The sequence below is a fragment of the Flavobacterium stagni genome (assembly GCF_004122105.1).
Lineage (GTDB): Bacteria > Bacteroidota > Bacteroidia > Flavobacteriales > Flavobacteriaceae > Flavobacterium > Flavobacterium stagni.
The window spans coordinates 161,265-179,193 of sequence record NZ_SBKN01000002.1 but is presented as its reverse complement, the minus strand read 5'-3'; the positions used below and the strand labels follow the sequence as shown (position 1 = coordinate 179,193).

Annotated in this window: 18 protein-coding genes; 10 read left to right on the top strand and 8 right to left on the bottom strand. The window is 40.3% G+C overall.

From position 1 onward, the window contains the following. Positions 1-89: 89 nt before the first annotated feature. The 3 genes from EQG61_RS05190 (at position 90) to EQG61_RS05180 (ending at position 2,359) form a co-directional block, all read left to right on the top strand. Positions 90-857, top strand: coding sequence for a carboxypeptidase-like regulatory domain-containing protein (locus EQG61_RS05190; RefSeq protein ID WP_129460845.1), 768 nt, complete (start codon positions 90-92; stop codon positions 855-857). Positions 858-920: 63 nt separating this feature from the next. After that, a complete protein-coding gene (locus EQG61_RS05185) occupies positions 921-1,655 on the top strand; it encodes a hypothetical protein (protein WP_129460844.1) in 735 nt (244 codons plus the stop codon). Positions 1,656-1,657: 2 nt separating this feature from the next. Continuing rightward, positions 1,658-2,359, top strand: a complete 702-nt coding sequence (locus EQG61_RS05180; RefSeq protein ID WP_129460843.1) for a hypothetical protein — start codon at positions 1,658-1,660, stop codon at positions 2,357-2,359. On the opposite strand, the gene EQG61_RS05175 is transcribed toward EQG61_RS05180, so the two are convergent. Further along, entirely contained in the window at positions 2,310-2,987 is a 678-nt protein-coding gene (locus EQG61_RS05175; protein ID WP_129461021.1) for a TrmH family RNA methyltransferase, read from the bottom strand. The two genes, EQG61_RS05180 and EQG61_RS05175, sit on opposite strands and share 50 nt — an antisense overlap. A 137-nt stretch (positions 2,988-3,124) precedes the next feature. Here EQG61_RS05175 and EQG61_RS05170 point away from each other — a divergent pair, with 137 nt between their 5' ends. Together EQG61_RS05170 and purB are read left to right on the top strand one after the other, a co-directional pair. Beyond that, complete coding sequence (locus EQG61_RS05170; protein WP_129460842.1) at positions 3,125-3,817, top strand: SIR2 family NAD-dependent protein deacylase; 693 nt, start codon at positions 3,125-3,127, stop codon at positions 3,815-3,817. Between the two features lie 52 nt (positions 3,818-3,869). Beyond that, a complete protein-coding gene (gene purB, locus EQG61_RS05165) occupies positions 3,870-5,213 on the top strand; it encodes an adenylosuccinate lyase (protein WP_129460841.1) in 1,344 nt (447 codons plus the stop codon). 150 nt (positions 5,214-5,363) lie between these two features. On the opposite strand, the gene guaB is transcribed toward purB, so the two are convergent. From guaB to EQG61_RS05150, 3 genes are all read right to left on the bottom strand, one after another. Further along, on the bottom strand, positions 5,364-6,836 hold the full coding sequence (gene guaB, locus EQG61_RS05160; protein ID WP_129460840.1) for an IMP dehydrogenase: 1,473 nt from the start codon (positions 6,834-6,836) through the stop codon (positions 5,364-5,366). A 148-nt stretch (positions 6,837-6,984) separates the two neighbouring features. After that, positions 6,985-7,848, bottom strand: coding sequence for a hydroxymethylglutaryl-CoA lyase (locus EQG61_RS05155; protein ID WP_129460839.1), 864 nt, complete (start codon positions 7,846-7,848; stop codon positions 6,985-6,987). A gap of 41 nt (positions 7,849-7,889) precedes the next feature. Beyond that, positions 7,890-8,912 (bottom strand): quinone-dependent dihydroorotate dehydrogenase, encoded by a 1,023-nt coding sequence (locus EQG61_RS05150; protein ID WP_129461020.1) that lies wholly within the window; start codon positions 8,910-8,912, stop codon positions 7,890-7,892. Between the two features lie 98 nt (positions 8,913-9,010). Between EQG61_RS05150 and rlmH the strand changes: the two genes are divergently transcribed. Beyond that, the gene (gene rlmH / locus EQG61_RS05145; protein WP_129460838.1) at positions 9,011-9,484 is read left to right on the top strand and encodes a 23S rRNA (pseudouridine(1915)-N(3))-methyltransferase RlmH; all 474 of its coding nucleotides are present in this window, start codon (positions 9,011-9,013) and stop codon (positions 9,482-9,484) included. Between the two features lie 3 nt (positions 9,485-9,487). Here the strand turns inward: rlmH and EQG61_RS05140 are convergent, their stop codons facing one another. The 4 genes from EQG61_RS05140 to folP all read right to left on the bottom strand — a co-directional run bounded on the left by EQG61_RS05140 (position 9,488) and on the right by folP (position 14,700). Continuing rightward, complete coding sequence (locus EQG61_RS05140; RefSeq protein ID WP_129460837.1) at positions 9,488-10,018, bottom strand: DUF6705 family protein; 531 nt, start codon at positions 10,016-10,018, stop codon at positions 9,488-9,490. Positions 10,019-10,483: 465 nt separating this feature from the next. Further along, positions 10,484-13,210 carry a DEAD/DEAH box helicase family protein gene (locus EQG61_RS05135; protein ID WP_129460836.1) on the bottom strand — a complete coding sequence of 909 codons (2,727 nt, stop codon included), beginning with the start codon at positions 13,208-13,210 and terminating at the stop codon, positions 10,484-10,486. A gap of 40 nt (positions 13,211-13,250) precedes the next feature. After that, on the bottom strand, positions 13,251-13,880 hold the full coding sequence (locus tag EQG61_RS05130; protein ID WP_129460835.1) for a hypothetical protein: 630 nt from the start codon (positions 13,878-13,880) through the stop codon (positions 13,251-13,253). Then, positions 13,873-14,700 carry a dihydropteroate synthase gene (folP, locus tag EQG61_RS05125; RefSeq protein ID WP_129460834.1) on the bottom strand — a complete coding sequence of 276 codons (828 nt, stop codon included), beginning with the start codon at positions 14,698-14,700 and terminating at the stop codon, positions 13,873-13,875. The genes EQG61_RS05130 and folP overlap by 8 nt, the downstream gene beginning before the upstream one ends. Positions 14,701-14,806: 106 nt before the next feature. On the opposite strand from folP, the gene EQG61_RS05120 reads away from it, so the two are divergent. From EQG61_RS05120 to tpiA, 4 genes are read left to right on the top strand one after another with little or no spacing between them, the layout of a single operon-like run. Beyond that, entirely contained in the window at positions 14,807-15,349 is a 543-nt protein-coding gene (locus tag EQG61_RS05120) for a DUF1599 domain-containing protein (RefSeq protein WP_129460833.1), read from the top strand. A 58-nt stretch (positions 15,350-15,407) separates the two neighbouring features. Further along, positions 15,408-16,505, top strand: a complete 1,098-nt coding sequence (locus tag EQG61_RS05115) for a MauE/DoxX family redox-associated membrane protein (protein ID WP_129460832.1) — start codon at positions 15,408-15,410, stop codon at positions 16,503-16,505. Between the two features lie 4 nt (positions 16,506-16,509). Then, entirely contained in the window at positions 16,510-17,016 is a 507-nt protein-coding gene (locus tag EQG61_RS05110) for a TlpA family protein disulfide reductase (RefSeq protein WP_129460831.1), read from the top strand. Continuing rightward, complete coding sequence (tpiA, locus tag EQG61_RS05105) at positions 17,016-17,765, top strand: triose-phosphate isomerase (RefSeq protein WP_129460830.1); 750 nt, start codon at positions 17,016-17,018, stop codon at positions 17,763-17,765. The genes EQG61_RS05110 and tpiA overlap by 1 nt, the downstream gene beginning before the upstream one ends. Positions 17,766-17,929: the final 164 nt, after the last annotated feature.

Below are 17,929 nucleotides of genomic sequence, written 5' to 3'. Positions count from 1 at the left end.
ATGTTAGCTTGTTAATTTTCTGATAATGTTTCTAGCCCCAATTGCAGTTATTGTTAAAATGTGTACTTTTAACCTCAGAAAGTTTGGTAATGAAAAAATGGATACTCTTATGGGCAGTATTTTTCTTCGGTTGTGTTTACGCACAAGAAACCGGCGATAAAACCGTTCAAGGTACCATTGTCAACTCAGCAACTGCCCTACCCATTTCCAACGTCAACATCATCAACATTAATCGCGTTAAAGGAACTCAAACCAACGATAAAGGAGAGTTTACGATTAATGCGGCAGTCAACGATACTTTACACATTACTATGATTGGTTTTCAATCTTTACGCGTTCGTGTAACCAATGACTGGATAAAAAATGGAACGACCCGTTTGGAATTAACCGAAAAAGCGATTGCTTTGGAAGAAGTGGTCATTCGGAAATACCAATTAACCGGTTACCTCGAAGTCGATACTAAATTGATTCCCGTTCAAGAAAATTACCGCTATAGTATTTCAGGATTACCCCAAGCGTATGAAGCCGGTGAATCATCACCCAATGCCTTCACCCGCGTTGTCAATTCGGTTTTCAATCCCGCCGATATGCTCTACAATTTCTTTGGTAAAAAACCCAAAGAACTCCGCAAATTACGGGAAATGAAAAAAGATGATACGGTTAAAAATCTTTTGGAAACCAAATACGACCGCGAAACTATCGCTATTTTATTAGGTGTTGATAAAAAAGATATCGCCGAAATCCTCAGTCGTTGCAGCTATTCCGAAGCCTTTATTGAAACGGCAAATGATCTTCAAATCATGGATGCCATCAGCCAATGCTATGAGCAATATAAAGTTTTAGCCAAGGTTAAATAACGATTCCCCTACTCTTTTTTCATTGATAATATGTATCTTGGACGCCTATTAACAATCAGTCCAATGAAAAAAACGTATTACATTCTCTTACTCCCCATTCTTTTTATTACCCTTACTAGTTGCAAATCACGCACACAAAAAATGCATGAATTTGCGAATGCCTTCAATCAAACAGCTTCGATGTCGCCTACTCAATCGGGGTCACATGCCGAAGTAGAAGGATTAGACATTATCAAATTGGATTTGGCAACTGCGCTCGATATCAATGATCCTTCCAGTTCGTCCACCTCATCTTTTCTTGAAAAATCACTTCCTGGCATGTTTCAAAACGATGAAACGATGATGGATTTGATCAATGAAGCGGTAAAATTTAAAGTAAATATAACCGATATCAACGGTCGCATTATTACCACTTTGATGATTGACAAGTCCTATTTGGACAAACAAAATAAAAGTTCGTTCAAATCGCCCACTTCAAACGACCCAATCACCATGGCTTTGGATGCCTTAAACAGCAACCTTCCTATGAACAATGCTGATGGTACACGATTGATGAAAATTGAAAAGTTGGGTAGTAATACGCTAGAATACACCATGGAAGTTCCCAATGATGTGAAAGACATTATTAGCAGTCCGAACGCCGTACCGCTTGTCAAAGAATCCATTATTCAAGATCCTTCTACAAAAGCTACTATTCTGCGTATGCGTGGTTTGGGAATTCAAAAAGTGAATTACAAATTGGTAGATACCGAAGGTAAAAAATTAACGACTATTGAATTTAACGCGTCCGACTTTTAATTATGGAAAATAATAGCCCATGGCGTTCTGTGTTGAGCGTCGTCATTTTAATCATTGCCTTAGTGCGCATCGTGATGTTTTGTAACCGTCAAAACTCAGCGCCAAACTACAATACGGATCAGCAGATACAAAATATGATGCAAACGCAACAGGAAACGATGCAACGTGTCCAAGAAGCACAAGCTGCTGAAGCTCCGAAACAACTGTTTATTCCGTATGCAACCTTAAAAGAAACAGAAGATATTGTATTGCTCAATCGCGGTATCGAGCGCTTAGCCAAAGATTCGTTGTTTCCTTTCGACTTGTCAACCAGTTTAAAATTGGAAAAAGGAACTATGTTCATTCGTCGTCCGCAAGCTCCTATTCGTTTCGGATTTAAAGGACCGAATGATGTAATCACCTGGATCAATGATTATACTGAAAAAGGCACAGTGAGCGAACTCTTGGCGGCCACCCATCCTGAATTAAAAATCACTAAAGAAGACACTTCTTCGGAACGAACCAAGCAGATTTTTTACACCTACACCCATGAAGGGCAAAATATAAATGGTTTTGGCGTGTGTACTACTGAAGACTCGGGTACAATTGCGATGTTGTTCGAACATGAGAAAAAAACCAGTGCGCAATTAAAAACTGAGTTCATGACTTTTGTACCTACTCATTTTGTGAAAGTAACTGACGATCCGAATAAAACCGCTCAATAATTCGATCCACATCTTTAATGGAATTTTTCGTCCATTGCAAACGATGTTCCAAAACTTCTTCCTCCGTTAAGTGCCAGTCTATTTCCGATTGGCGCAAACGGGTGGTTAAATCTTGAATCACAATCGCTGCGGAAACCGAAATATTCAAACTTTCCGTAAATCCGACCATCGGAATCTTCAAAAAACCATCGGCTTGTTCCATGATTTCGGGCGACAATCCCTCTTTCTCAGTTCCAAAAAATATGGCCGAACGCTTGGTGATATCAAATTCATGGAGGTAACACGAATCGTTATGTGGCGTAGTGGCAATAATTTGATAGCCTTGATTGCGTAAGGTATCGATACAATTGGGAATGGAATTATACCGATGCACATCTACCCATTTCTGAGCACCCATGGCAATTTCACGGTCGATTCGTTTACCAAACTTCTGTTCGATTACATGCAAACCTTGCACTCCAAAAACCTCACAACTGCGCATCACCGCACTTGTATTGTGTAATTGGTATACATCTTCCATCGCAATGGTAAGGTGGTTGGTACGCAAGGCTAAAATTTTCTTGAATTTTTCTTTGCGCTCCTCCGTTAAAAAATCTTCTAGGTAGGAAAACAATTCCAAATCGACCATGGTAGTTTTATTTTTTGACAAAAATACAATTTTAATAAAGTCGGTACTAGGAATTAGGAATTAGCACTTATTTCTTGATTGCTACTTGCTTCTTTCTTCGTAATTTTCACAATCATTAAGTAAAAACTACTTTTTCCATGAAAACACTCACCCTATTAACCGGCGCTGGAATGTCTGCCGAAAGTGGAATCGCTACCTTTCGCGACGCTAACGGATTGTGGGAAGGACATGATGTAATGGAAGTCGCAACTCCCGATGGTTTTCGTCGAAATCCCGATTTGGTATTGGAATTCTACAACCAACGCCGACGCCAATTGCATACAGTGAAGCCAAACGTAGGACACACCACGTTAGCCCAAATGGAAAAAGAATTTAAGATAAACATTGTCACTCAAAATGTCGATAATTTGCATGAAGCGGCAGGGAGTTCGAATGTCTTGCATTTGCATGGCGAACTCTTGAAAGTGCGCTCAACCAAAGACCCTAACTATATTATTGAATGGCCCGGCGACTTGCATTTGGGTGATTGTGATCCAAACGGTCGACAATTGCGTCCGCATATCGTTTGGTTTGGCGAAGAGGTTCCTGTCCTTGAAGAAGCGGTAGTACGTGTTCAAGAAGCTGATGCAGTAGTGGTGATTGGAACGTCGATGCAAGTGTATCCGGCCGCCGGACTCATCCACTTTGCGCGTCCCGGAGTGCCGTTATTTTATATTGATCCCAAACCTGCCACCTTATACGACATCGCCAATCCACTCGAAATCATCCCCGAATCGGCGTCAATTGGCGTGCCCCTACTTTGGGAAAAGTTGAAAAAAGTGTGGGGTTAACTTGGCGTTTCCAAATTCAAATCCGTAATTTTGCGCCTTAACAACACAACCTATGTCACTTACTGCACTGAACGCAATTTCGCCCATCGACGGACGTTACCGTAAAGTTACCCAACCCCTTGCCGCCTTTTTCTCGGAAGAAGCCTTAATCAAATACCGCGTTTTAGTAGAAATCGAATATTTTATCGCTTTATGCGAAGCCGGTTTACCACAATTGAAAGAGGTAAATCCATCGGTATTTCCAAGCCTTCGCGAATTATATAACGAATTCACAACCGAAGATGCCTTGTGGATCAAGGAAACCGAGAAAACGACGAATCACGATGTGAAAGCGGTAGAGTATTTCATCAAACATAAATTTGACCAACTCGGATTAGAACCGTTTAAAGAATTTATTCACTTCGGACTCACTTCGCAAGACATCAACAACACCGCCATTCCGCTTTCAACGAAACATGCCTTTGAAAAGGTCTATCTTCCTTCCTTGATTGCCGTGATTGCGCGTTTAAAACAATTAGCCATGGAGTGGCATGACATTCCTATGTTGGCTCGCACCCATGGTCAGCCCGCTTCTCCTACCCGTTTGGGCAAAGAAATTCTGGTTTTTATAGAACGATTAGAAGAACAAATGCGTTTGTTATTCAACGTGCCTTTTGCTGCAAAATTTGGAGGAGCCACCGGAAATTATAATGCACACCGCGTTGCCTACCCGAATACCGATTGGAAGAACTTCGGAACAAATTTCGTGGAAGGCGTTTTGGGCTTGCACCATTCTTTTCCAACAACACAAATCGAACATTACGATCACTTTGCCGCTTTTTTTGATGCGTTAAAACGAATCAATACCATTTTAATTGATTTGGATCGCGATATTTGGACCTATGTGTCTATGGATTATTTCAAACAAAAAATAAAAGAAGGCGAAATCGGTTCGTCTGCCATGCCGCATAAAGTCAACCCAATCGACTTCGAAAACTCAGAAGGAAATTTAGGGATGGCCAATGCTTTGTTCGAACATTTAGCCGCGAAACTTCCCATTTCACGTTTGCAACGCGACTTAACTGACAGTACGGTTTTGCGAAATGTTGGAGTACCTTTAGGACACACCATTATCGCTTTTGAAGCCACTTTAAAAGGCTTGAACAAATTACTACTGAATGAAGCCAAATTGGCCGAAGATTTAGAAAACAACTGGGCTGTGGTGGCTGAAGCCATTCAAACCATCTTACGCCGTGAAGGGTATCCCAATCCGTATGAGGCTTTAAAAGACCTTACGCGTACAAATGCTACAATCAACCAAGATTCAATTCACGCATTTATCCAAACTTTAAAGGTAAATGAGGATATCAAAGCCGAATTGATGGCAATTACGCCGAGCAACTACTTGGGAATATGAGGGTTATTTTAAATTATAAATTTTAAATGAACGGCTTACTGAGGTGAGCCGTTTTTTTGTTTTTGGACATACTCTTCTTTTCTTATTCCTTCAAGGAAAGAAAAAAATAGCGCATCTTATTTTGAAAAGATACGCTATCCTATTTTTATATTATCGAGAATAATTCGGTGCTTCCTTGGTAATGGTTACGTTATGGGGGTGACTCTCTCCGATACCGCTGGCCGTAATCCGTACAAAACGTCCGTTTTCTTGTAGGGTTGGAATATCTTTGGCTCCACAATAACCCATACCAGCGCGAAGTCCGCCAATAAATTGTTGCATACTTTCATTAAGTTCGCCTTTATAGGGCACTCTTCCTACGATACCTTCGGGGACTAATTTTTTCACATCGTCTTCCACGTCTTGGAAATAACGGTCTTTCGATCCTTCTTGCATGGCTTCCACCGAACCCATACCGCGGTAAGATTTGAATTTACGTCCTTCGAAAATAATAGTTTCGCCTGGTGATTCTTTAGTTCCTGCTAATAACGAGCCCAACATCACACAGTCGGCACCAGCTGCAATGGCTTTCGGAATATCTCCGGTATAACGTACTCCTCCGTCAGCAATCACTGGTACACCCGTTCCGCGTAGAGCAGCCGCAACTTCTAGTACAGCTGAGAATTGTGGGAATCCCACTCCTGCTACAACACGGGTGGTACAAATCGAACCGGGTCCGATACCAACTTTCACCGCATCTGCACCATTTTCAACTAAAAACAAAGCCGCTTCGGGTGTAGCAATATTCCCAACTACCACATCCAATTGCGGGAATTTTGTTTTTACCGCTTTCAATACCGCAATTACCCCATACGAATGTCCGTGTGCGGTATCGATTACAATGGCATCAACACCTGCGTTTACCAAAGCAGTCGCTCGATCTAGAGCATCACCCGTAACCCCAATCGCAGCCGCTACGCGCAATCGTCCAAGTGCATCTTTATTGGCATTAGGTTTCTGAATTAATTTGGTGATATCGCGGAAGGTGATTAAACCAATCAACTTGTTCTGACCGTCAACAACCGGCAGTTTTTCAATTTTATTTTCTTGCAAAATGCTTTCCGCTTCAACTAGTGTCGTTCCTTGAGCTGCCGTCACCAAATTTTCAGATGTCATTACTTCTAAAATAGAACGACTGTTCACTTTTTCAAAGCGCAAATCACGGTTGGTCACAATTCCTTTCAACAACCCGTCTTCATCCACAACAGGAATACCACCAATGCCGTATTCTTTCATGGCTAATTTAGCATCACCAACAGTAGCCGACAGCGGCAGGGTTACCGGATCGATAATCATCCCACTTTCTGCACGTTTCACTTTACGCACTTTGGCGGCTTGCTGTTCGATGGTCATGTTTTTATGCAAAACACCAATCCCACCTTCTTGCGCCATCGCAATAGCCATAGCACTTTCAGTCACGGTATCCATAGCGGCCGAGACAATCGGTACATTGAGTGTAATGTTGCGGGTGAATTTGGATTGAATGCTAACTTCGCGGGGGAGTACTTCTGAGTATCCAGGAATAAGGAGAACATCGTCGTAGGTTAAACCTTCACCGACGATTTTGGTGTTGTGTGCCTTCATGTTGCAATTTAGTTGTTGTAGTTAAATTGCATGCAAATGTAGGGCTTTTATTTGAGGAAAATGTTTAAAATTTGTTATTTGTTTCAGGTTTAAAGTTTAATGTTTCAGGTTGGTCGAACTTGAAACTTGAAACCTGAAACTTGAAACATTAATGAAACTCCCCAAACACGCGTGAAGCGACATTATAGGCGCTTTCAAAACTCATCGGACTCAAATGCGTTTGGGCTTTGACGGTAGTGAAATAGGAAAGCATTTTCTCTGTGGGCATATTGCCAGTGAGGTCGTCTTTAGCCATGGGGCAACCGCCAAATCCTTGAATGGCACCATCAAAACGGCGGCAACCTGCTTTGTAGGCAGCATCCACTTTTTCAAACCATTTATCGGGTGTGGTATGCAAATGCGCCCCGAATTCAATTGTGGGGTATTTGGGTATTAAATTGCTAAAAAGATAATCAATGACTTCGGGTGTCGAACTCCCAATGGTATCCGATAAAGACAAAATCGTCACGCCCATTTGTGCCAACCGCTCTGTCCACTCGCCTACAATCTCTACATTCCAAGGATCACCATAAGGATTTCCAAAACCCATGGACAAATAGGCCACCACTTCTTTATTGGCACCGTATGCAATGTCCAAAATCTCTTGTAACGTCACTAAACTCTCGGCAATCGTTTTGTGGGTATTTCGCATTTGAAAGTTTTCCGAAATCGAAAATGGAAAACCGAGGTACTGTATTTCTTTGTGGGAAGCCGCACTTACTGCGCCTTGGGTGTTGGCGATAATGGCGAGCAATTTACTACGGGTCTGACTCAAATCCAGTTGGGCTAAGACCTCAGCGGTATCTTGCATTTGGGGAATCGCTTTGGGCGACACGAAGCTTCCGAAGTCCAACGTATCAAACCCCACCCGAAGTAATGCCTGTAAATAATTGACCTTAACTTCGGTAGGAATAAACGTTTTAATGCCTTGCATGGCATCACGTGGACATTCGATAATTTTAACTGCTTCCATTGGCTTCAAATATACTAAAGAAAACGATTTCGCAAGGAAATTTAACCCATTCGCTTGAGTAATTCTTGATTAATCGCTTTGACCAATTGCGGCCCTTCATAAATGAAGCCCGTATAGAGTTGGACCAAAGACGCACCCGCGTCCAATTTATCCAAAGCGTCTTGCGCAGAATGTATGCCTCCCACCCCAATAATGGGAAAGGAGCCGTTGCTTTTTTCGTGTAAAAAACGAATGACCTCCGTCGAACGCTGGGTTAAGGGCTTTCCTGAAAGTCCGCCCATCTCTGATTTATTGGGTGAATACAGTCCTTCACGAGATAAAGTAGTGTTAGTAGCAATCACCCCTGCGATATGGGTATCTTGCACAATTTCGATAATATCCAACAATTGTTCTTCCGTTAAATCGGGTGCAATTTTTAATAGAATGGGCTTGGGTAACGGACGCTTTTGATTCTCCGTTTGCAAGGTGGCTAAAAGTTCGGTCAATGGCTTTTTATCCTGAAGTTCGCGCAAGTTAGGCGTATTGGGCGAACTCACATTCACCACAAAATAATCTACGTAAGGGAATAAGGCCTCGAAGCAAATTTTGTAATCGGAGACCGCCTCTTCATTTGGGGTTACTTTATTTTTCCCAATATTACCACCAATGAGAACGCCTTTGTTTTTCTTCAAACGCTCAACGGCTTCTTGCACTCCGCCATTATTGAACCCCATACGGTTGATAATTGCCTCATCTTCACGCAAGCGGAACAAGCGTTGCTTCGGATTGCCTTCTTGTCCCACAGGAGTAAGCGTTCCAATTTCGATAAAACCAAACCCAAAGTCGGACAACTCATTAAACAACTTCGCATCTTTATCAAAACCAGCGGCTAGTCCGACCGGATTTTTAAACTTCAACCCAAACACTTCTCGTTCGAGACGCGGATCGTTGACTTCATACAACGACCGACACAAACTAGAAAATCCGGGGATTTTAGCTAGAAATTTAATCAGTTTAAATGTAAAATGGTGGATTTTTTCCGGGTCGAAACGAAAGAGTATCGGACGAATAAGAATGCGGTACATAGTTGTGTTGTTGTGTGGCGCAAAGATACAATTCGAAATGAACATTTGGACCCTTCGTTTTAAAATCCCCTATTTTTGTGGTTTAAAAGAAGTCGGACATGAACATCAAACTTTTGGCGGTAGGAAAAACGGACAACAAGCAATTGCAGCAATTGATGGATGATTATCAAAAGCGGTTGTCGTTTTACATCAAATTTGAAATGGAAATTTTGCCCGACATTAAAAATGCCAAAAACTTATCCGAAGCCCAACAAAAAGAAAAAGAAGGCGAATTGATTTTATCGAAAGTTGGACCCGGCGATGAATTAATCTTGTTGGATGAAAACGGAAAATCCTTTACGAGTGTGGGGTTTTCTGAATTTTTACAAAAAAAGATGAATGCCGGACTCAAAACGCTCGTTTTTGTAATTGGCGGACCCTATGGTTTTAGTGAAACGGTGTATCAAAAAGCCCAGGGTAAAGTTGCCTTATCGGCTATGACGTTTTCCCATCAAATGGTGCGCTTGTTTTTTATTGAGCAATTGTACCGTGGCTTTACGATTTTAAGAGGTGAGCCGTATCATCATCAGTAAACACTACTCTATTTCCTTTTTAAATTCGAGATTCTTTGGTAACTGAATGGTACTCAAATTATATTTTTCATCTAGATTCCATTTCAATGTGCCTGTATGGGCAAGTGTCAGTGTGATTTCTGACACATGTCCACAAACCCATTTTTCGGAGATTTCTGAAAAAAACAATAGGACGGTTTGGGTATCTTTAGGATTTGAAAAAATACCTCCAGTAATGTAATTAGGTCCAGTATACTTTGTTGTATCCAAAATTACAATCCCTTCTTTTACTACTTTAATGCCACCAAATAACCCATCTTGATGATTATTCGTATCAAAATATTGGGTAATAATAAATTCCACCTCATATCCTTCTTGACTAGACTTCCATTTCCCTAGAAATGGAGTGAGCCGCTGATTGACATCCAAAAAAAGGGTATCTTCAAAATCAGGGTTATTTAATGTGTAATTTACTTTTTCTTCCAATGGAACAACTTTCTTCTGGGCCGTCAACCCTATTGTAGCTATTAGAAAGAAAAATAAAATTCGAGTCATCACTTTTTTTTTAATGTAACTCCTAAATTATCAATTTATTGTCGATCAAACTCCACCTCCATTTTTGTCACTCCCTCGGTATTGTTTCCATAACATTTAGTTATTAGCAAACCAATCTTCAGTAAACCAGGTTGCTCCTAGAGCAGGAAATTTCCATTGACTAACGGCAATGCGAAACCTGAGGTAATCACCATAAGTTATATTGTGATCGAATTGAAATTGGGGTTTAATCGGCTTATCCGAGGGCAGTTGCGTCAAATAAGCCATGACTTTATCTAAGCAATCGGGTAAAGTTTTTTTATCCGCATTGATGTTCTCCCATCAAATAGTTCGTTTTCTTTATTGAACAATTCAACTGCGACTTTACGATTTTAAGAGTTGAGCCGAATAATCATCAGTAATGATTCTTTTTTTTATTTCAAGAAACATCAAACAGATGAATAAAATCTAAAAATCAGAACATCATCATCGCCATTTATTAACCTGACCTACTCTATCATCAAACTGTGCCGCTAACGATTTCATCCTTGCTTTCAAAAGTAATTTTCGCCCTTCTAATGTTCTAGTAAAAATTAATTCACATGACCCAACCCAACTTTTCCATTGCTGTTGAAAATACGCAGCTCCCTCTTTATTTTTTCCTAATATCTCTGGAACTGCATGGAAATCTTGCTGTTTAACAAAAAGCATAAATTTATTTTTTCGGATTATAATGTATCGAGGATTTGTAACAGGAGAAATAATTTCAATTAATGCGTTAATAAAAGTTGACTTCTCATAAGTTGATCCTCCTTCCAAATGACAATAAATACAGCCTTCCGCATCAACGGATGATTTTACCTTCAAATTTGAAATATCCGTGTGTATACATCCCATTTCTACTAAAGTATTCAAAAGTGCATTACCGATATGCTGTATATCTTTTGTAATATCCTTATAACTAAAATATAATTTTAATGATTTTAAAGTTAATCTCCCGAAAAATGCGATTCCTAACAAACCGATTATCCCAATAAATACAAATAAATCGTGAACGGATTTAATATTTTTCAATGCTTTACCCAACGCTTGAACACTTTCCAATCCGAAGGCTATCAACCCCGAACTTAATGTAGCTAGTAGATTGCGAATTGTTTTATTTAAATACAATGATTTTACTTCATGGAATTCCATTTCTTCTGCAAAGGGTATTTTTATTTCTTCAATAAGCGAATTTCCATCTTGAAGAGCTTGTTCCCATTTTTGTCGCAATTTTTCTCGTTCACTTGCTTGGATAAACATTTCGGAATTTTTCTGTTTTATGTGTGCCGAATCATAAAAACGATCCATAAGATGCAAACGATCAATCCCATTTTCAATAGTCGCATTATGACCAAAAGATACTCCTACAAAACTTTTAAAACGTCTTTTCAATAACTCCAAATCATCACCTCCAGCATCTGAAGTTGGATCTACACAGACTAAATGCCAAATATTTCCGGTCTTACTTTCATTCCCTTTTTGTGTTCGTATCGCTCTTCCCCGCATTTGATTGGATAATACAAAAGAACCAACAAAACTAGCTAGGATAAGTGCGTTGATTGCTGGAGCATCCCAACCTTCACCGAGTAACGATTTTGTTCCAATCAAAACCTCAATTTCTCCCTGTTGGAAGATTTGAGTTACAATATGAACTAATTCGTGCTTTATTTGTTCTGAAAGATTAATGATGATATAATTTGCATCATAAGAAACTGGAGTTGATTTGAATTCTGTAATTCCATTATGAGTAGCTTGATTCTTAAAACTCGAATAAGCACTAACAGGAATAATTATCAAAGAGCCCGTTAATACTCCTATTTTCAAATTCTCAGAATTCTCACGTCGTAAGCGCTCAAAAATAGGAATAACCCCAATTTTATTCAATTCAAGGTTATTGGTTGTTTCATTTACAAAAAATTCTTTTCTAATAAAATCAGAGAGAATAACCAATCGCAATTGGGAGCCTAAATTCTTGTATTCAAAATCGACGATTTCTTTGATCCCATTTAATTTACTCAAACTTGATGTTAAAAAACTAGTAATACGCTTATTTTGAGATAAATTAATTTGACGTCTCTCTATCACTCCGCATCTTTTCAACTTATTTTCTAATGTTTTTTGATGGGTTTCAAAAGCTTTGAAATGTTCTTTTTCATTGTAGAGATAAAAATCTAAAATTGTTTCAATCCACTCGTAATTAAGATGAGGGATTTCAAATTTTTTATCCCCGATTACTTCGAGATGTACTTCTGGTATTTCTTTATTATTCGCCTTTAAAAAAATAATACAAGCCGAATAATAGGGAAGATTCGAATAAATCCAATCTAATTGATTTAATGGATTTTGCCAAATAGGATGCTGTTCAATCGCCTGAATAAGGGTAATATCGCTTTTTATTTCTTGATAAATTTGTTGAATCTGCTCTCTAAATTCAACTATCTTTAGATTCTCTGTATCCGTTGGTTGAGTAAAAAAAACATAATCCTGATGCGGACATAAGTCGCCTTCTATCACTAATTCTGGAACAGTAATTTCAGTATCAACGGGTCCGTTTAATTCAATATATCGTTGCCATTCCGTGAAAGAACCATCATAGGGGGGTGTTGCGGTTAAACCAACAACAACAGGTTTTAATTTATCTTTTATCTGAATTAAAGTTTGCCACCAACTATTTTTTAGATGGTGTGCCTCATCCACAACAATCGTTTTGATATTTTGGGCTAATAGACCTTTCACAATAGCTTCGAGATTGGAATTCTCGGATTTCTCATTACCATTTAAATCATCGTTTTCTTCTTCAGATTCAATTGACTCTTCTTCTATATTCCAATTATTACAAGCGGCATGAAGACCTTGATAGGTGACTACTGTTAAGAATTTTGGATTACGTACATCTTTTGAAATCCAATCGGGCATGAAATGCGTTTGAAGAAAAAGCTCTTTAAACCGTTGAATCCATTGATTTCGAATTGCAATCGTCGGCGCTAATATTAATGTTGGATTATTTAAGCGAAGAGCGACTTCTAATCCAAGTACGGTCTTACCCGAACCAGGTGGAGCAATGACATGCAAATGTTGATCATTAATATGATATTGAAGATCATCAAGTACCCGCTGTTGGTACTTTCGCCAAGCGTATTTAAATTTTATATCTTTTGGAAACTCTGTCAACGTGGTGTAGATTTATTATTTTTAATACAACACAAATAAACTACAAAAACCAATCTTCCGTAAACCAGGTTGCTCCTAAAGCAGGAAATTTCCATTGACTAACGGCAATACGAAACCTGAGGTAATCACCATAAGTTATATTGTGATCAAATTGAAATTGGGGTTTAATCGGCTTATCCGAGGGCAGTTGCGCCAAATAAGCCATGACTTTATCCATGGTGATCGGCTTACCTTGGATTTGAATTGCTCCTGTTTTTGAAACTTGTACCGGGAAGTTCTCTTCATATTTCCCTTGTTTGAGGTGCACAAGCTGCATATTGAGAAAAGCCAAGTTGCGCGTTTTGGTATCGGAATAGGAAAAATAATTCTGGGCAGTTTCGCTTTTGTGCGGACTCGCTTCTTTCTTTTTCAGTACGAAATTCACTTCGGGTACCACCAAACGCATCGGTAACCGTTTGTCAATATTAAAAATGTAATTGGTCGAAGTAATGGTATTCTTCCGATTCAAATCGGCCAGTGTATCGTTTCCGTTTTTCTCGAAAAAAATATAAACTGGAGAAAGGTTATCTACGTTTTTTACCACCGTAATTTCGGCTTCAGGTAGCAATACTTCTTTGTTGGAACACGCCGTAAAAACAGCGAATAGACTTAGGAAAATAATTTTACGCATGGGATACTTGTTGAAGGATTTGAACACATTCGTGAGCGGCTTTTACATCGTGTACCCGAAGAATCGAAGCGCCTTTTTGCAAGGCTAACGTATGGAGTACTGTTGTCCCGTTGAGTGCTTCTTGCGGAGTCGTTTCTAACACTTTATAAATCATTGATTTTCTCGACACACCAACCAAAACAGGCACTTTTTGAAACGCAAATAATTCCATTTTTTGCAACACTTCATAATTTTGTTCGAGGGTTTTAGCAAATCCGAAACCGGGATCGATAATCACATCATTGATACCCAAGGTGTGCGCTGCCGCAATGCGTTCGGAAAAATAATATTGCATCTCCTTGACAATATCTTCATAGTTGGTCAAAGTAGTCATGGTTTGCGGCGTTCCGCGCAAGTGCATCATGATGTAAGGCACTTGCAAACGGGCCACGGTGGGTAGCATTTCTTTATCTAATAATCCTGCTGAAATATCGTTGATCAAACAGGCTCCCGCTTGAACAGCGGCTTCAGCCACACTGCTGCGGAAGGTATCGATAGAAATCAATATTTCGGGAAAATGATTGACCAATAATTCGATAATGGGCACGACCCGTTGGCGTTCTTCTTCCTCAGAAACCGGGGCTGCGTTGGGCCGACTCGAATACCCGCCTACATCAATAAAAGCGGCGCCTTCGTTCAACATTTGTTGGACTTGAGCAATGACTTGTGTTGGATCTTGCAACTTTCCGCCGTCGTAGAACGAGTCGGGTGTGAGGTTGACAATCCCCATGATTTTTGGGATAGTTAAGTCGATTAAAGTACCGCGGCAGTTGAGGGTCATATGTCAAAAAATAGGAAAACGTTTTCGGTGAAAAACCACTTTTCACTTGGGTTGTTTTAGCCGAATTCGTTACATTTGAAAAAATTTCAAACAAAGATACGAGTTAATGCGAAATACTGCTCAAGAATACGACAAGGTCATCGGAATTTGCCGTGATTTATTTGTTAAAAAAATGACCGATTACGGTAGCGCTTGGCGCATTTTACGATTACCTTCCCTCACTGATCAAATCTTTATCAAAGCGCAACGCATTCGCAGTTTGCAAGAAAATGAGGTGCGAAAAGTAGACGAAGACGAAACGGGTGAATTCATTGGCATCATCAATTATTGCATTATGGCTTTGATTCAGTTGGAACTCGGCGTAGTGGATCAACCCGACTTGGACACGGCAGCCGCTTCGAAATTGTATGACGAAAAAGTAGCCCTTACCAAAGCCTTGATGGAAGCCAAAAACCACGATTATGGTGAAGCTTGGCGCGAAATGCGGGTGAGTAGTTTGACCGATTTGATTTTACAAAAACTTTTGCGCGTGAAACAAATTGAAGACAACAAAGGCAAAACCTTAGTTTCAGAAGGTATTGACGCCAACTACCAAGACATGATCAATTACTCGGTATTTGCTTTAATTTTAATGGAATTCGGGCAATAACAAATCGTTAACACCAGCTCATGTTTGGGGTGGTTATCTTTGTCAAAAACAATGATGCATGGAAAAAAATAAATCGACCATTGCTTGGGGATTGCGTATCCTCGTTTCCTTCTTATTTATCATTTCGGCAATAGCCAAATTATATCCTTCCCCCTATTTTGCGATTTCGACTTTTGAAGTGAAGCAATTGTACCCGATGGGATTTTCTCCTGATGTTGCGGTATTCTTCTCTCGAACGTTAATCGGAATTGAAATGGCGTTGGGATTGTTGTTATTGCAAAACCATTGGTTAAAACGCTTTATCATTCCGGCCACGGTTGCACTTTTGGTGGTATTTATCGGGCATTTGAGTTATGAAACCTTTGTAAGCGGAAACAGCGGCAATTGCGGTTGTTTTGGGGAATTATTACCGATGACACCCGTAGAAGCAATTATCAAAAATGTGATTGCGGTTGGACTCCTAATTTACCTCCAAAAATTACTACCCAAAGGTTCGGATGCACCCAATTTCTGGGTACTCACGACCGTTTTATTTGCGTCCATATTGGGCATTTTCATGTTGGCACCCATTCAACCACCCGCTGCGCAGTTTACGGTGAGTCAGCCCACAATTGTACCGCAAGATACAACCTCAGTTGCCATCGATACGCCCGATTCTATTGCTGCACCCGTTGCGAAAGCAAAGGTGGATACTGTAGCGACTGCTAAAGTTGCTGAAGCACCCAAAGAACCCAAAAAAGCCGTTTCGGGTTATGCGAATTTATTCCCAACCATCGATAACGGTAAAAAAATACTGTGCTACTTTGTTCCGGGTTGCGACCATTGTCGGGATGCGGCAAAGGAATTGACCGAAATGCGCAAAGCGAATCCGGCGATGCCACCGTTGTCGGTTATTTTTATGAATGAGGAAGCCGACTTGATTCCGGAGTTTTTTAAAGAAGCGGGGGCTACTTACCCGTATCAGATAATTGAGATTATACCCTTTTGGAACACGATTGGTAAAGGCAAAGATACGCCAGGTGTAAAATACTACTGGAACGGTAACGAAATCAAATACTGGTGGGGTATCAACAATGAAAAGTTCAATGCGGGCGAATTAAAGTCGGTTTTGAAAAAGAGTTATGACGAATTAAAAAAAACAAATCCAAAATTATAAGGCTATGAAAAAGATTGTTTCCCTATCCTTGGTACTGTTCTCACTATTTTCGTGTGCACAGACCGAAGTTCCAACCGCCTTTTCTAAAGCGAGTTTGAAAGAAAAAGTGACGGATGTTGACGGTAACGAATTGAAGTTTGCTGACGTTTTGAAAAAACACGAAGGTAAAGTGACAGTAATTGAAATTTGGGCATCATGGTGCAGTGATTGTGTGAAAGCCATGCCTAAAGTCAAAGAAATGCAAGCCGCGCATCCGAAAGTGGATTATGTTTTCATTTCCATGGACAAAGCTTTTGACAAATGGAAAGCGGGCATTGAAAAACACCAATTAGTGGGTGACCAATATTGGGTGAATGATGAAAAAGGAATGAAAGGGAGTTTTGGAAAATCAGTTGATTTGGACTGGATTCCCCGTTATATGATAATCGATAAAGAAGGTAAAATCACGATTTATCGTGCGATTGAAACCGACTTTGACAAATTGAATGCTACTTTAAAATCTTTAGAATAATGAGACGAAAAATTGTTGCCGGCAACTGGAAAATGCACAAAAATGCCGAAGAAACGGAAGACTTATTGAATGAATTGATTGCCCAACTTCCTGAGGATTTGGAGGCTGAAATTGTGGTGGCGCCTACCTTTGTGAATTTGGCTTCGGCAGCAGATCATGTGGAGTTTACACCGATTACGGTAGCCGCTCAAAACATGCACCAAGCGGAAAGTGGTGCCTATACGGGTGAAATTTCGGCCGACATGTTGAAAAGCATTGGAGTGTCGACGGTTATTTTAGGACATTCTGAGCGCAGAGCGTATTTCAATGAAACCGATGCAGCATTAGCCAATAAAGTGGACACGGCTTTAAAACACGACATGACGGTAATTTTCTGTTTTGGTGAAGAATTGAAAGACCGTCAAAACGGGCAACATTTCAATGTGGTAGAAAACCAATTACGCGATGGTTTGTTTCATATCGAAGATAAAGATTGGGCGCAAATCGTGTTGGCTTATGAACCCGTTTGGGCGATTGGTACAGGCGAAACCGCTAGTCCGGAGCAAGCCCAAGAAATGCATGAATTTATTCGCAATACGATTCGTTCCCGTTACCCTAAGGTGGCCGAGGATGTATCAATTTTATACGGCGGAAGTGTAAAACCCGAAAATGCCAAAGAAATCTTCTCGAAACCGGATGTTGACGGTGGATTGATTGGCGGTGCGGCGTTAAAGGCGGCCGATTTTGTGGCGATTGCGAGTGCGATTTAGTCCCCTGAAAAAGCTCCTGAGATACTGAGCCGCTGAGATGCTGAGCTTTAGGGCTTCTAAAAAAAACTCCCGATGTTTTATCGGGAGTTTTTTTTTGCGCTACGGATTGAGGCCTTGCGGAGCTCGCCCGATGCGTTAGCATGAGGGCAGCGACGGCCGAAAGC